This window comes from Microbulbifer aestuariivivens, assembly GCF_039545115.1.
Taxonomy (GTDB): Bacteria; Pseudomonadota; Gammaproteobacteria; order Pseudomonadales; family Cellvibrionaceae; genus Microbulbifer; species Microbulbifer aestuariivivens.
Genome location: NZ_BAABRT010000022.1, coordinates 24,196 through 39,318, shown reverse-complemented (window position 1 = coordinate 39,318; position 15,123 = coordinate 24,196). Strand labels below are relative to the sequence as shown.

Sequence of the window (15,123 nt, the reverse complement as noted above, 5' to 3'; positions counted from 1 at the left end):
TTACGATGCATCCCGTTCGCAGACAGCGCCTGATACTGGTTTTGATTCTGGTCGTTCTCTCCACGGTGGCTGTGGCCCTGGTGACTTACGCCATGCGCAGCAACATGAACTACTTCTATGCACCCAGTGCCTTCGCCGCCGGTGAAGTGCCGCTGGAAAAGCGTATTCGCGCCGGCGGCTGTGTGGTGCCGGGCAGTGTGGTGCGCGCCGATGACAGCCTCGATGTGCAGTTTGTGCTCACCGATGGCAAGGCCGAACTGGAGGTGGTGTTTGACAAGATCCTGCCGGACCTTTTTGCCGAGGGCGAGGCGGCGGTGGTGACCGGTCGCCTGCTGCAGGACGGCCGTGTGCGCGCCGACCAGGTGCTGGCCAAGCACGATGAAAACTATACGCCGCCGGAAGTGGCCGAGACCATGACGGCGGAAGCCAGCTGCGGCAACGGAGCCAAGATATGATCGCGGAGCTCGGGCATTTTTCCCTGCTGATCGGCCTGCTGCTGTCGCTTGCGCTGACCGTGGTGCCGATGGCCGGCAGCTATGCCGCCCGCCCGCTGTGGATGGCCGCCGGGCGGCCGCTGGCGCTGGGGGTGCTCGGGTTCACCGTAGTGGCCTATGTCTGCCTGACGGTGGCCTTTGTCCAGAGCGACTTCACCGTGGCCTATGTGGCCAACAACTCCAACAGTATTCTCCCGCTCCATTACAAGGTTACCGCGGTGTGGGGCGGCCACGAGGGCTCCATCCTGCTGTGGCTGCTGATTCAGGCCGGCTGGGCGGCGGCGGTGGCCCTGTTCAGCCGGCAATTGCCCGCGCAACTGGTGGCGCGGGTGCTGTCGGTGCTGGGCGTGGTGCTGGTGGGGTTCTTTCTGTTTATCCTGCTGACCTCGAACCCCTTTGACCGCCTGCTGCCCTTCCCACCCATGGAGGGCAATGACCTGAATCCGCTGCTGCAGGATCCGGGCATGATCATTCACCCGCCGCTCCTGTATATGGGCTATGTGGGCTTCTCGGTGGCCTTCGCGTTTGCCATCGCGGCGCTGCTGGGCGGCCAGCTGGATGCGGCCTGGGCGCGCTGGGCGCGGCCGTGGACGGCGGTGGCCTGGGCCTTCCTGACACTGGGCATCGCGCTCGGCAGCTGGTGGGCCTACTACGAACTGGGCTGGGGCGGCTGGTGGTTCTGGGACCCGGTGGAGAACGCCTCGTTCATGCCGTGGCTGGTGGGCACGGCGCTGATGCACTCGCTGGCGGTGACGGAGAAGCGCGGCCTGTTCAAGAGCTGGACCATCCTGCTGGCGATTTTCTCTTTCAGCCTCAGCCTGCTGGGAACTTTCCTGGTGCGCTCCGGGGTGCTGACCTCGGTGCATGCCTTTGCCACGGACCCGCTGCGGGGCGGTTTTATCCTCACCTTCCTCGCCATTGTGGTGGGTATCTCGCTGCTGATCTTCGCCCTGCGGGCACCGGCGGTGAGCGCCGGCAGTGTGTTTTCGTTTCGCTCCCGCGAGACCTTCCTGCTCGGCAACAACATTGTGCTGGTGCTGATCATGGGCATGGTGCTGACCGGCACCCTGTACCCCCTGCTGGCGGACGCGCTCAACTGGGGCAAGATCAGTGTTGGCCCGCCGTTTTTCAATCTGTTCTTTGTGCCGCTGATGCTGCTGCTGTGTGTGCTGCTGGGGCTTGGCATACACGCCAACTGGAAAGATACCCGCTGGCAGCAGCTGCTGAGTGCCTGGCAGTTGCCGCTGGTGGTGGCGCTGGTGGCCGCACTGGTGCTGCCGTTTACCCTCGGTGACTTCCACTGGGGCGCGGCGCTGGGCATCTTCGCCGGCGTCTGGGTCACTGCGGCCAGCGCGGCGGATATCCTCGCCAAAAGCCGCAATGCGCCGAACCTCCTGGCGGGCTTGCGGCGCCAGCGCGCCAGCTATTTTGGCATGCACCTGGCCCATATCGGCCTCGCGTTTTCCGTGCTCGGCGTGGCCCTGACCACCGTTTACAGTGTCGAGAAGGATGTGCGCATGTCTTCCGGCGATACCCATCAGGTGGCCGGATTTGATTTTCGCTTCGATGGCGTGCGCCAGGTGCGCGGCCCCAACTACAGCGCCTTCGAGGGGGTGCTGTTTGTCAGCCGCGATGGCGAGCCGGTGACGGAGCTCTACCCGCAGAAGCGCAACTACTTTTCCGGTGGCAACACCATGACCGAGGCCGCCATCGATACCGGCCTGTTCCGCGACCTGTACGTGGCGCTGGGCGAACCGCTCGACAAGAGCAACCCCAATGGCGACTGGGCCATCCGCCTGCAGTACAAGGCGTTTGTGGTGTGGATCTGGCTGGGTTCGGTGCTGATGGCCCTGGGTGGCGGCATCGCCGTGGCGGACAAGCGCTATCGCCGGGCCAAAGCGGCCCGGGCCGCCGAGGCCACGACTGTAGCGGCGACGGCCTGATTGAAAGGAAAAGAGGAATTCATGGCGCGACTGAAACTCTTTCTGCCGCTGATTATCTTCGCCGCACTGGCGCTGCTGTTCTGGCGCGGGTTGTCCCTCAACCCGCAGGATATGCCCTCGGCGCTGCTGAATAAGCCGGTGCCGGAGTTTGCGCTGCCGAAGGTCGCCGATGGCGAAACACTGGCGCGGAAGTCCGACCTGCCGGCAAAGCCCTATCTGATCAACGTCTGGGCCACCTGGTGCATCGCCTGCCGGGTGGAGCATCCATACCTGAACGGGCTGGCGGAACAGGGGGTGCCCATTGTCGGTGTCAATCTCAAGGATGACGACGCCGAGGCGCGCAGGTGGCTGGAGAAATTCCACAATCCCTACCTGTTCAGTGTCGCCGACCGGGAGGGTAGGCTGGCTCTCGACCTCGGCGTCTTCGGCGCGCCGGAGACGTTCCTGGTGGATGCCGAGGGGATGATCCGCTGCAAGCATGTGGGAGTGGTGGACGAGCGTATCTGGCAGACCAAACTGCAGCCGCTCTACGAAAAACTGCAAAACCAGACCTGGGACGAATTTGCCGGTGAGCTATCGGATTCCCTGCTCTCCCGTTGTCAGTGAGACCGAAGAAAAGAAGAGCCGCTTTATCTGCTGGTTGGGTCCGGTGGAAGACCGGGCGGCTTTTATGCGGCAGCTGGAAATCGCCCGCAGCCGGTATCCCGATGCCAGCCATCACTGTACCGCCCTGGTGATCGGCAACCCCGCCAATCCCACGGTGATGATGTCCGATGACGATGGCGAGCCCGGCGGCAGTGCCGGACGGCCGATGCTCGAACTGCTGCTGAAGCAGGAAATCGGTAATGTCGGCGCCATCGTCAGCCGTTACTTCGGTGGCACCAAGCTGGGGGTGGGAGGCCTGATGCGCGCATACCGAGGTGCTGTCGGAGCGGCCCTGCAGCAGGTGGAGCTGCGCCCCTTCGTGCCGCGACTGTCAGTGACGGTATCCTGCGGTTTCGCTCAGGAATCGCGCCTGCGTTTTCTCGTGTCGCAGGCTGGCGGACACTGTGGCGAGCCCGCTTACGGCCATTGTGTAACCGTGGACATTACCCTCCCCGTTGATAGCTGGCCCGGCCTGCGGGCGCAGCTGCTGGCGGAGGGCTGCGAGATGGCCGACAGCCCGGGCGATTCCCCCGGCTGATTTTGCCTTCGCCCTGCGCAAGGTACTTTTCTGAAAAGAATTCCCCTGAAAGCACTTTCCTGAAAAGCACTCGCTGAAAAGCGCACCTGTATGCCTCTCGCCTGTACCGGCACCTCCTATGTCTCCTATCGCTCCTGTCTCCTATAGGCCTCTCAGCGGAATGCCTCTCAATGGTCGCCGGTCTGATATTCGAGCCTGTTCAAAGTGGGTAAGCGCGGGAAGCCCGCGGCGGTTGTTCTTGTGATGGGCATGGCCGGGCGCTAACCTGCCGGTAATCAATGGATGAAAAGTGGATATTGGTTATGCAGGACTTTCCCCATCATTACCGGGTCGCTGCCACTGCGGGAGCAGAGGGCGAGGTGCGGGTCACCGCCGAGGGGCTGGAGCCCATCCTCTCGGCCCCGCCGAAAGAGTTCGATGGCCCCGGTGACCGCTGGTCTCCAGAGGGGCTGCTGGTCGCCGCCGTTGCCGATTGTCTGGTGCTGACCTTTCGCTCGGTTGCACGCCATTCCCGCTTCGAGTGGCAGAGCCTGGATTGCACGGTGGAGGGCACGCTGGATAAGAGCGATGGCAGGGTAAGGTTCACCGGGTTTCTGATACATGCCCATATGGTGATTCCGGCAGGCGGGGATACGGAAAAAGCCGAGCGCCTGCTGGAAAAGGCGGAGTCCCACTGCCTCATCTCCGCCTCGCTCTCGGGCGAAGTCACCCTCAAGACCACGGTGACCACCGAGTAGGTTTTCTGGTCCCGGGATCAGAGGTCAGGGGCACAGCAGCAAGGCGGGCTTAGGCGATGGCTGGGCTCGCGTTGCCCCAGTTGGCTTTGCCATCGGCAAACACATACAAAAAAGCCCCGCTCTTGCGAGCGGGGCTTTTTTGTATGTGGCGGACCGGACGGGACTCGAACCCGCGACCTCCGGCGTGACAGGCCGGCATTCTAACCAACTGAACTACCGGTCCGCATTCTTCGCTTCCCTGTTCCAGCCTGCCGGGCAGGTGGGGGGAAGTGGTGGGTGGTACAGGGGTCGAACCTGTGACCTACGGCTTGTAAGGCCGTCGCTCTCCCAACTGAGCTAACCACCCCGAAGGGCTGCGTATATTACTGCCTAAATTGGCCGAGTCAATGCCTGCCGAAAATAAATTCGCACTTGGATTGTTGGTGGCAGAGGATGGGTAGCTCGGCCAGTGCCGGGGTTGCTTGGGGATGTGCTTGGGGATGTGCTTGGGTATGGACTTGGCGAAGGCGCCGGGCGCGGAAACCGCGGCCCTATTTTTTTCGAACGGAAAGCACCTTGCCGTTGCTGTCGGTTTCCACCACGGAACACTTCTGGGTTTGCAGTGCGTTCAGCTGCATAAACGATATCTGATGGTGCTGTGTTTGCAGGTCTTTCGGCAGCGGTTTTGGCTGCTCGGTGAGGCAGCGGGCGGTGTTCAGCCGCTTGTAGCGCAGGGCCGAAGCGCTGATGAGCCAGAGGGTCAGCAGTCCAACGAGTTGCAGGAAAAGTTTCAGGTCCTCGAAAAACAGCCGCGCGCGGCTCGTTGGCAATTTGTCCTGAATGCCCAGTTCCACCTGCAGGCCAATCCACAGCATCTGGAATAGCGGCAGCAGCAGGTAAAGCAGTACGCACCAGGCGACTAGCGTCAATAGCAGGTCGCGGCTGCGAATCCACCAGCTGACTTTGCTCTGGTCAATAATCTGTGGATTTTTCACCCTTACCGGAACCCTCTGTCTGGGCTTCTCCAGGTGCCGGTCAGCCGTTTGAAATTGAGGATCGCTTTGGGCAGGCCGACGACCGCCGCAGCGGCTTGCAGCATCCAATAGATCAGTGGATACCAGATGACCCAGAGCAGGCTGCGGAAAACGCCATGCTCATAGCGTCCGTCCAGAAAAGCGGCGACCAGCATCTGCAGCAGATAGGTCACCGCCAGCTCCGGGCTCCACTCGTTCAACAGGTGCCCGAGACGCAGAAGGTGTTCATTCACGCTGTGCTGGAGCAGGCTGGCAGCCCAGATGGCCAGCATCAGCAACATTGAGTAGGACCATAAAACAGCGGCCATGAAGTTCAGCCAGATTGGCCACATGCGCAGTCCACGGCGCTGAAACAGGTAGGGTGTCGCTCGCAGGGTCACACTGGTGCCCCCCTCGCTCCAGCGCACCCTCTGCCGCCAGAGGCCGCCGAGGGTTTCCGGGGTAAGTATCCAGGCGACCGCTTTGGGAACCAGCGCGATATTCCAGCCGGCCAGCTGAATGCGCCAGCTCACATCCACATCGTCGGTGAGTGCGCCCGGTGCCCACCAGCCGGCCTCGTGCAGCGCCCGCTTGCGGAAGGCGCAGATGGCCCCGGAAACCGTATAGAAGGTGCCGTACACGCTCTGTGCCCGTCGAATCAGTCCCACCATGCCGGAAAACTCACCCACCTGTAAGTGGCCGAGCATGGTTGAGCGGTTGCGAATCCGCGGATTGCCGGCGATAGCGCCCACCAGCGGATCGCTTTGGAAGCGCCGCACAATCCACAGCACGGCGTTTTCCTCGATCAGGGTGTCGCTGTCGATGCAGACCAGCAATTCGCTGCGCGCGGCCATGGCGCCGGTATTCAGTGCGGTGGACTTGCCGCGATTGCTGGCCATGTGGATGACCCGCAGGTTGGGCATCTGCTCTGCCAAACTGTCGAGAATTTCCGCGGTGCGGTCGCTGGAGCCGTCGTTGATGGCGATCACTTCATAGTCGGGGTATTTGACCTCGGCCAGTGCCGCGAAGGTTTCCTCCAGCTGTCCCTCTTCATTGAAACAGGGCACCAGAATGGAAACCGGCGGATAATCCTCCAGTGATGGCGTGTCACTCGGCATGGGCTGGCGCCGCTCTCGCACGAAGTAGTACAGCAGCGCGCCCACCATCCAGAAGTAGGCCATCACAAAGGGATAGCCGAAGCAGAAGATTCCCACGATTTCCTGCAGGCTTTCCCAGTTCACTGTGCCAATGCCTCCGGGGATGGAAAAGTTCTCGCCGAGACGGCGGGCGCGATTTCCTTGGCCGGCGGCCGGTCTTCAATAAGGTCCTGTGGCGACCAGCCAAAGATGGTGCCGCCGCGCTGCTGGAATGTGCGCACGGCCGCTGTCAGGGACTTGCTGTCCGGTGGGGACGATTCGCCCCACCACACGCCTGTGCGGCGGCTGGTATCGCCGCCATCGGCGGGGAAGTGATCGACTCCGGCGGGCAGCGGCAGGGGCGCGTGCAACGATGCGGGAACCAGGGTCGTGTCTGCCAGTGACGACGGCTGCAACAGGCTGTGCTGCGGCGGTGCGAGCCAGATCAGCTGTAATCCCGGACGCTCCGTTTCAGCGACCTGGAAAGCCTGCAGGGCCAGCGCATCCGCCTTTGGCCAGTGGGCGGTGTCCCAGTTGTCGCGCATTGCGCGCACCTGCCAGGGCGGCAGGTCGTCGACGGGCGCCTGGACGTTCAGCGCCGGGGCATCTTCCACAATCAGCCCGTCGGCGGGAATCTGCCGGGAGAGATCGCGGAACAGCTCCACTACCTGCTGCTCACTGCCCAGTGTCCGCAGGGCGGCGCGGTGGGGGAGTCGCAGCAGAACCTGCACTCCCGCGCGGGCTTTCAACTGTGCCGCCAGCCGCGACAGCAGATCGCGCTGCAGCGGTAGCTGGGGAGTGGGGAACCAGGCGGCGGCCAGCCCGCCGCTGGGGTCGGGTACGGTTGCGTCGATCACCACACCAGTTGCCCCCAGCGCCACCAGCGAGTCGATAGCGGCGCCCAGCTTTTGATTGGTCAGTTCGGGGCTTTGGCTGTCGAAATCCCTCGGGTTAATGGTCACCAGGCGCTGGGCGTTGGGCCTGGGGTCGCGATACTGCATCGCGGTTACCCATTCACCCAGGCTGGGGTTGTCGGTAGGGAGGTAACGGTTGATGGCATAGAGCGCATCGGGGTCCATGGCCGATAGTCGCGACGGCTCCGGGTCCAGGGTCAGCGAGTGGCGGTAGCCTAGCTCGGCGGCCTGGTGGAGAGCTGTTTGGTTGTAACGTCCGAACGGCCAGGCGATGGCGCGTGGCGCTTTACCCAGCTGGCGCTGCAGCTGTTCACGGGAGCGCTGCAGGTCACGATACAGGCGGGCCTGGTAGGCGGCTTCGCTCTCGTAACCGGTCCCGGGAATGTACTGTCTTGTCACCGCTGCCGGCAGGCGGTTGCCCTGGGGATTGCCCTGCACTTCGTGGTGCAGGTCGTAGCTGTGGGAGGCAAATTCCACCAGCCCGGAATCCTGCATCTCCCGCGCCTGCTCCCAGCTGATGAAGTGGGACCTGGGCAGGGTGCGGTTGCCGTATTGCACCGGGGTGCCTTCAGGCGTGTCGAGCCAGCTGCCGGTCAGTGCCGCAACGATCGGAGTGCGGTAGCTCAGGGCCAGAGGGTAGATGCGGTTGTAAAGACTGCTGTAGCCGTCGTCCACGGTAATCAGGATGGCTTTCTCCGGCAGCGGTTTGCCGCCGCTGCGCGCGCGCTCGATGTCATCGAGGCTGATCGCCTGCCAGCCGTTGCCGGCGAGCCATTCAAAAAAGCTTACCAGCCGGTCGCTGCTGATGCCGGAATCATCCAGCTGGGCGGGATCATCGGCAATGTCGTGCAGGGTGACGGTGACAAACTCCGGTGAAACCGCGGCGGCAGATTCAGAAGTGCCGGAAGGCCCGGCAACGGCGGCCGTGGATACTGTCAGCAGCAACAGGGTGGGCAGCAAAAGAGTGGGCAGCAACAGTCTGGCAATGCGGATTCTCACGCTCAAAACCTCCGCGTAAAGCCCAGAAACAGGCTCCATGAGTACTCGTTGTCACCGTCATAGCGGCGCCGGGCACTGGAGATGCCATAGCGCACCTCGCTGAGCGGGTCCACCCGCCAGGACTGGGAATAGATGGCGGTACCAATGGTGCCGCTGGGGTAGTCCTCCTGCCAGTAGCCACCCACATTCAACTGTAGCCGCTGTTGCAGGCTGCACTCGTAGCGGCGCCAGATACGGTGCTGGATATCCAGCTCCAGACTCACGGCCGCGTCGCGACTGGGATTGTAGTAGGGGGCATCTTTGCGGCTGTTGCGTGAGCTGTAGAGTTCCGGACGGATAAATATATCCAGCTTGGGCGAGTCGTAGACTTTGTTGCCAAAGTCGATCAAAAGCTGCCGACGCTGGTTGCCATCGGTGAAGTTGGAGGCCACTGCGGTGGCCGACAGGGCCGTGGATTCGTGCCATTCATAAGAGCCTGAAAAGCTGGCGGAATCCGCGCGGATGCCAGCGGCCAGAGCGCGCAGCGGTGTGTCCTGCGAGTAGCGCTGCGCACCCAGTTCGAAGCGCCAGTGGTCGTCCGCCTGCCAGGTGACCAGGGCGCTGCCGCCGCCCTGATCCAGCTCGCCACTGTTGGACCAGATTCCGAGCTCCACCGTCACATCCGGCCAGCGCCCCTCGATACCGCCGCCGACGCGGTCGCGGACCAGAGTTTTGTCGGTGGGCTTGGAGGTGTCGTGAGCGGCCTCGCCAAACAGCCGCAGGCGCTCGCTAAGCGGGGGCGAAAAGATCCGGCTAACGGCATTGAACTCGTCGCCGTCGGCAAAGGAACCTCCGCCATGGGTGAAGCGGCGTTGAACGTCTGCGCGCAGCTCCGCCCGCTGATAGGTATTGATATCCTGCTGCAGGCGGCCCAGCCGGCCATTGCCCGGCACCAGCTCCGCAAGCGCGATAGCCTCCTCCTCGGCGGCGCGCCACTGCCGGCGGCGCAGCAGGGATTCCGCAAGCGCGAGGCGGATGCCGACATCACCCGGCGCCAGGCTGTTGGCGATCAGCAGCTCTTCATGGCTCAGGCGCGGCCAGTTTCGCGCGGCGGCGGTCTCTGCCTTTTCGGCGCGCAGCCAGGCCGCAGCGGGTGCGGCATCGGCAAGCGGGGCAATGCGCCGCCAGGCTTCAGCGGGCATGTCGCCGAAGCGCCGCGCCGCGGCGGCAAGTGCCTGATTATCGAGCCAGGTGGTATTTCTCATCGAGCGGCTATCGACGCCAGCCTGCCCCCAGGCGCCACCCTCTTCCGCGAGGGCGTCGGCGGTGGCGAAAGCCGCAACAAAATCTTCCATTTCGATTTCGGCGAAGAAGCGGCCGACACGGGGATTGCGGTTCTGGGGGTCTGCGGCCACCACTTCGTTATAGGCGGTGAAGGCCTGGGCTGGCTGGCGCAACGCCAGCAGGGCATCGGCTTCGGCCTCCCGTACGTAGGGCGGAATATCATCGCCCTGCGCGCGGAGTTGGCCTGCCAGTGCCAGCACATCCTGCCAGCGTTCCCGGTCACGCAGAGCCACCACCAGATCCCGCTGTAGCCGCACCATCAGGCCCCGATCCTGGGGGTGCGATCGCTCCGCTTCTATTAAGAGGGTCTCGAGTTCAGCGATGGCAGCGTCGGTACCGGCAAAGCGGTCCCTGGGGTCCGCAGCCTCGATTTGTGCGCCCCAGCGTACTTTCAATGCCGCCTGACGGCTGCGGATACCAATATCCGCATCGCCCTCTAAAGCGGCGGCGGCACCAAACGGTGCATTCAGCTCCATGATCACATCGGCGATGGCGCGGCGGATATGCACATTGTCTGGCGCCAGGGCGCGCGCGCGACCGAGGTGGCGCAGGGCTTGGTAGTGATCGCCATTTCGGAACGCAGCGCGACCAAGTTCCAACAGCTTGTCGGCAGAGAGGGTCGCAGTCTGAAATGGAGCCTGCGCCTGATCGACGGAAACGGTCGTCAATTCATCCGCCAGCGCAATCGCCGAGAGGAGAGACGTCACTGCCACCCAAAGAAAATGCATCCGTTCGACTCTTGAGGCGGTGCAACAGCACCACAGCCATTAATGCTAGCAGTGTAGGTAATTCCCCCGTTTTTAAAGCCAGCTAACAGGCGGGTTTCTCGTGCCGCAGGCGCAGAGCACCTCTTGCTGAAACCCCTGCAGACTAGCAGCCGCAGCATGGGCGCGAAGACAGAGTGAAGAAGCCAGTCCCGCAATGGTGGCGTGAATAGGGTATAAGCAGCGCCAGTCTCCTGTCGGCCTTGCGAACCAGTGACGGCGGCATGGCTGCTTCAGTGATGGAGTGTCTGTAAGGGTTGAGGGGCTGATGAAGCTCAGGCAAAGCAAGCGTTGCACTAGCAGGGTGCAGAAGGGGGGGCGGAAAGGGGGGGGGCAGAAAGAGGAGTGGCGAGAGGGACGTCTGCGGGAGGATACGAGAGGAGGGAGTCTGCAGGCGCGAGGCTGCGGGAGCTAAACCGCAGAGTGAGAAAGAGCTATATCGGGGAATAAAGGAAGTGGCCATTTTCCTGCCTCCATTCATTCCTTAATCCAGCCGTGACTTGAATCTACCCGGAGTTAAATCCATTCACGACTTGTATCCCGCCGCGCTGTGCTGACTGGTTAGATGACGGCCTCGGTATCAGGAAGATTGTTTGCCACATCCAGATAGGTCTCACTTCTCTGGAGTACATGCATAACCTCAGGCAAAGGGTCCGCCCATATTTTCCGGCAGTCAGCTTCACCTTCGGCACAGATCGGAAAAGCAAGGCACTCCCTGGGGGGAGAAAAAGTCGCATTGACGCCTTCCTTATTACCTCGCGCATCCACTCGATACCAGCCAAATTTTTTTAAATACACGGCATTCAGTCCATGTAGACAAAATGACGGCACGTCACCGGGCATGGCAAGCCGCTGGTAGCAAAGCCCGCTGGGAATACTGTTGGCGCGGAGCAGAGCAGCCAGCAGATGGCTTTTGGCAAAGCAGTAACCCGTGCCATGTCTTAGCACATCGGAAGCCTTGTAAGTCACCGGATTTAGCTTGTGGTCCCAGCTGTGTTTGATTTCATCGCGAACAAACTCAAAGCAACGCCGTGCCACTTCGCAATCATCGGCAGAATTACCGCGAAGCGCCTTGGCTTTTACCTGCACCGCAGGGTTATCGAAATCGATGATCGCTGTAGGTTTCAGATATTGATGCATACTGTCAAAGCCTGGTATGGAAGATAGCGCTTAAAATTCTGGTCATGAAAATTGAGGTCGTGAAAGTTGAGCTCAGAATACAATTCTGAAGCATAAGTTGCCCGGTGAATATCGAGCGAATATTATGCTTCGGGTTCTCCATGTTGTCTGCCGGATTGGCAGATTGCAGCTAAACGGTGCTTGTATAGAAATATAAAGATGAAAAAAGCGCCTTAATTTCACTCTGACCCCAATATTCGTGCCAGCACCGCTTCCTCGATAGCGGAATCAACGCGATTCTTGTGATTTGGTACCCGCCGGTTCTTCTCCAGCAGTGCATCCACGCCACCACTGGAAACTGCCTCTTTGTACCGGTAGAAAGTATCTCGCGACACACCGAGCATCTTGCAGGCTTTGGAGATGTTGCCGAGTTCTTCCGCCAGATTGAGCAGCCCGGTCTTGTGTTTAATGATGCGATCGTTAGTATGGATCATGGGGTTTATCCTTGGTTTTGACTTTGGGTTTAGGCACCTTCATCAAAACCGGTAAACCCCTTCTTTTCAAGGAGAGGTGTCAGATTTGGTCTGAACTAATCCACTTTATAAATCCAGCGACAGCTTGGAGAATCAGGAAATTAATTTAACTTTTTGAATTAAAGTACTCGCGAATCCGATTGGCAATTTCAAAATCCTTTGGACCCTCCGGGTCAATTTCATTTGCACAATATCTTTCGATATAATCAACATCTCCCAGTAAACCGCGAACAATTGCAAATTTTAGCGACTGATTGCCCCTTTCCTTTGGGATAACACCCGAATAAATAGAATTCATCGTAGAATTTTCACCATGAATTTTACTAAAGTATTCTTCTGCATAGAGGAATATAATATTAAATACCCCGCATGCCGCATCTATAATTTCAGACTCTATAGAATAATTATTCTGATATAGAGTCGGCGTATAAGTAATATGCGCTTTCTCTGCGGAAGCATCAGGTATCTTATTGAAAAATGTAAAGTTATCATTCCTTTTGTACCCACTAACTTCGACCCATATGTCCTCAACCTCTGGCAAATAGAGCCCAACGACTGGCTGAAAGGAAACAGCTCCGTAGGGTTCAAAAGTCCATACCGGGTCAATAAAATCCACACACGATGGATTGATTTTTCTACGGAACTGAGACCGTGTAAATTTCCATCCATCGCCGGGTGGCTTTAGCTTTTTAGCCAGGTCAACTACAAAACGTTTAAACGTCATCTATCCACCTATTGGTCTTATGATGTAAATATTTTCAGGTGCCATATTTGTTTTGAAATCCGCATATCCAGCTTTAGCGCCACAAACAGAGGCTTCACCCAGCTCGCAGGCACTGTAAACCACTTTCTGGTTCGACGAAAGACCAGCCTGACCGGTTTAGAATAATTAGGGTCAGGGTAAGATTTTGGCGCCTATTTTCCCGGCCAGATCATGAGTGATTCCATCAGTGATTTTCCTTTGAAAAATCTGGGTCGAAGTAAAAATATGTTGCATGATTCCTTCGTAAGCTTTGAGGTAATATGGTTTGAAGTGAGACTGCTTTGGTGTGATGGGTGAGGCGCCTTAATTCTACTCTGACCCCAATATTTCGTGACCACGATATTTCGAATTGCCGCGAAGCGACTTCGCTTTTACCTGCACCGCAGGGTTATCGAAATCGAAATCGATGATCGCTGTAGGTTTCAGATATTGATACATACTGTCAAAGCTTGGTATGGAAGAGAGCGATTAAAATTCTGGTCATGAAAATTGGGGTCGTGAAAGTTTAGCTCAAAATACAATTCTGAAGCATAAGTTGCCTGGTGAATATCGAGCGAATATTATGCTTCAGGTTCTCCATATTGTCTGCCGGATTGGCAGATTGCAGCTAAAAGGTGCCTACATAGAAAGGTAAAGATGAAAAAGGCGCCTTAATTTCACTCTGACCCCAATATTCGATTAAACGCAAGAAAGGACTCCAGCAATGATCAACTACCTAGTCAACCTCACCTTCGAGTCAACCCGTGACGAACTGCTGGATGCTGCCTTTCTGGCGCTGAAAAAATATCAATTACTCGACGCTGAAGTCAGCAAAGACGATGATGGGGTAATGGAGGACCTGTATACTGCCATCGACCACTCAGAAGCCCCGGCCCTGCTGGTATTCGACACCGAGTGCATAGAGAATGCTGAAGACTATGCCAGTCTGGCTGGCAAGATTTTCTGCGCTGCTGGTGAACGCAAAAAAATCCGAAAAATAAAATCTGCACTTGACTTCGGCAAGGAGAAGGCCGGTATCGCCATACTGGTGGGCGAGCAGAAAGAAAAACATATCTGGCCGCAAGGAGACGATTGTGTCAGCAGCGAATTCACCGCGTTTATCGATCGCGTTTTGAATAAACACTTTTCGAAGCGGCTGTTGCATCTACCTAGTAACGACCAGTGTGCCCATATTCTGGTCGTGGACGAAGAGGACTATGAGCCCATTGCCGAACTTCTCAAATTCGATAAACATGGCTATACCAACCGCGAGCTTTATTCGACACGGCTTGTCTGTACCTGTGCTACAGCCGCCGTTGGCTTTGTCGTCACGACACTGTCTGGTTGGTATTTTTGGGGATTTTGGTGGTCTCTTCTCGGCTCCGCTGCGTTTTGGGTGCTGTTCGCCGCGTTGATGGTATTACGTTATGCCTGGATTTGCGCAGCAGACGAACAAGCCGAAGAAGACTTGGCTAAACTCAAAGAACTGCCTTCGGAAGAATTCGGCAAAGCCATTATGGGCGCATTTATGGACGAGGCTATAGCGCGTGAAGGCAATTCAAAAATGGGCAAGCGCCTTCAGGCAGCTCACAGGGTCAATCAGGCTATAGCCGATTAAAAATCAGCGAATCATTTGGGTTGGAATAAAATTTCGACGCTTGGCACATTCGGTGCAGCCTGGGTAGTTTCTGAAAAACGGAAAAATTAGGGTCAGAGTAAAATTTTGACGTTAATTTACTCAGCTTAACCCGGGTAATTCTCATCAAACTACTCCTCTGGCTGCTTTGTATAGATCGCAGCCAGGGAGGCGTTATCGTTTTATGGCCGTTGCAAGTTGATTTAACAGTGGGCCAGAAAATCAGTGTACAGATTGATGCCCAGGCTGATTATGGCTGAGTTGATCGCGGGGCGACGCTTGGACGACTGTAATTAGAGGAGTTGTTCGGGCTGGGAGCGGTATTGGGGAGGCCGGGGAAAGGAAACGCTGTTTCAGCACATACAAAAAAGCCCTGCTCGCAAGAGCAGGGCTTTTTTGTATGTGGCGGACCGGACGGGACTCGAACCCGCGACCTCCGGCGTGACAGGCCGGCATTCTAACCAACTGAACTACCGGTCCGCATTCCTTGCTTCCTCTGTTTAACCTGCCAGGCAGGTGGGAGGAAGTGGTGGGTGGTACAGGGGTCGAACCTGTGACCTACGGCTTGTAAGGCCGTCGCTCTCCCAACTGAGCTAACCACCCCGCGT

General features: G+C 58.6%; 12 protein-coding genes, 4 tRNA genes and 1 pseudogene. 6 read left to right on the top strand and 11 right to left on the bottom strand.

Annotated features, from left to right (window positions below; genetic code table 11):
• Positions 1-5 precede the first annotated feature (5 nt).
• The 5 genes from ccmE (at position 6) to ABEA58_RS12525 (ending at position 4,357) form a co-directional block, all read left to right on the top strand.
• Positions 6-455 (top strand): cytochrome c maturation protein CcmE, encoded by a 450-nt coding sequence (gene ccmE, locus ABEA58_RS12545; RefSeq protein WP_345552002.1) that lies wholly within the window; start codon positions 6-8, stop codon positions 453-455.
• Complete coding sequence (locus tag ABEA58_RS12540; RefSeq protein WP_345552000.1) at positions 452-2,437, top strand: heme lyase CcmF/NrfE family subunit; 1,986 nt, start codon at positions 452-454, stop codon at positions 2,435-2,437. Before ccmE ends, ABEA58_RS12540 begins: the two co-directional genes overlap by 4 nt.
• 21 nt (positions 2,438-2,458) lie before the next feature.
• On the top strand, positions 2,459-3,043 hold the full coding sequence (locus tag ABEA58_RS12535; protein ID WP_345551998.1) for a DsbE family thiol:disulfide interchange protein: 585 nt from the start codon (positions 2,459-2,461) through the stop codon (positions 3,041-3,043).
• Positions 3,006-3,620 carry an IMPACT family protein gene (locus tag ABEA58_RS12530; RefSeq protein WP_345551997.1) on the top strand — a complete coding sequence of 205 codons (615 nt, stop codon included), beginning with the start codon at positions 3,006-3,008 and terminating at the stop codon, positions 3,618-3,620. The genes ABEA58_RS12535 and ABEA58_RS12530 overlap by 38 nt, the downstream gene beginning before the upstream one ends.
• Positions 3,621-3,922: 302 nt before the next feature.
• Entirely contained in the window at positions 3,923-4,357 is a 435-nt protein-coding gene (locus tag ABEA58_RS12525) for an OsmC family protein (protein ID WP_345551996.1), read from the top strand.
• Between the two features lie 146 nt (positions 4,358-4,503).
• Here the strand turns inward: ABEA58_RS12525 and ABEA58_RS12520 are convergent.
• From ABEA58_RS12520 to ABEA58_RS12480, 9 genes and pseudogenes are all read right to left on the bottom strand, one after another.
• Positions 4,504-4,580: transfer RNA gene (locus ABEA58_RS12520), tRNA-Asp, on the bottom strand.
• Between the two features lie 47 nt (positions 4,581-4,627).
• Positions 4,628-4,703, bottom strand: a tRNA-Val gene (locus ABEA58_RS12515).
• Positions 4,704-4,887: 184 nt separating this feature from the next.
• Positions 4,888-5,331: a poly-beta-1,6-N-acetyl-D-glucosamine biosynthesis protein PgaD gene (gene pgaD / locus ABEA58_RS12510; RefSeq protein WP_345551994.1), complete on the bottom strand. Its 444-nt coding sequence runs from the start codon at positions 5,329-5,331 to the stop codon at positions 4,888-4,890.
• A gap of 2 nt (positions 5,332-5,333) precedes the next feature.
• On the bottom strand, positions 5,334-6,590 hold the full coding sequence (gene pgaC / locus ABEA58_RS12505) for a poly-beta-1,6-N-acetyl-D-glucosamine synthase (RefSeq protein ID WP_345551992.1): 1,257 nt from the start codon (positions 6,588-6,590) through the stop codon (positions 5,334-5,336).
• On the bottom strand, positions 6,587-8,398 hold the full coding sequence (gene pgaB / locus ABEA58_RS12500) for a poly-beta-1,6-N-acetyl-D-glucosamine N-deacetylase PgaB (protein WP_345551990.1): 1,812 nt from the start codon (positions 8,396-8,398) through the stop codon (positions 6,587-6,589). The genes pgaC and pgaB overlap by 4 nt, the downstream gene beginning before the upstream one ends.
• Positions 8,399-8,400: 2 nt before the next feature.
• Complete coding sequence (gene pgaA / locus ABEA58_RS12495) at positions 8,401-10,449, bottom strand: poly-beta-1,6 N-acetyl-D-glucosamine export porin PgaA (protein ID WP_345551988.1); 2,049 nt, start codon at positions 10,447-10,449, stop codon at positions 8,401-8,403.
• Between the two features lie 597 nt (positions 10,450-11,046).
• A complete protein-coding gene (locus ABEA58_RS12490; RefSeq protein ID WP_345551987.1) occupies positions 11,047-11,625 on the bottom strand; it encodes a transglutaminase-like domain-containing protein in 579 nt (192 codons plus the stop codon).
• Positions 11,626-11,867: 242 nt separating this feature from the next.
• Positions 11,868-12,098: pseudogene (locus ABEA58_RS12485) on the bottom strand (helix-turn-helix domain-containing protein); the annotation flags it as partial.
• A gap of 145 nt (positions 12,099-12,243) precedes the next feature.
• Complete coding sequence (locus ABEA58_RS12480) at positions 12,244-12,861, bottom strand: hypothetical protein (protein WP_345551985.1); 618 nt, start codon at positions 12,859-12,861, stop codon at positions 12,244-12,246.
• A gap of 742 nt (positions 12,862-13,603) precedes the next feature.
• On the opposite strand from ABEA58_RS12480, the gene ABEA58_RS12475 reads away from it, so the two are divergent.
• Positions 13,604-14,497: a hypothetical protein gene (locus tag ABEA58_RS12475; protein ID WP_345551983.1), complete on the top strand. Its 894-nt coding sequence runs from the start codon at positions 13,604-13,606 to the stop codon at positions 14,495-14,497.
• A gap of 421 nt (positions 14,498-14,918) precedes the next feature.
• On the opposite strand, the gene ABEA58_RS12470 is transcribed toward ABEA58_RS12475, so the two are convergent.
• Positions 14,919-14,995, bottom strand: a tRNA-Asp gene (locus ABEA58_RS12470).
• Between the two features lie 47 nt (positions 14,996-15,042).
• Positions 15,043-15,118: transfer RNA gene (locus ABEA58_RS12465), tRNA-Val, on the bottom strand.
• Between the last annotated feature and the right edge of the window lie 5 nt (positions 15,119-15,123).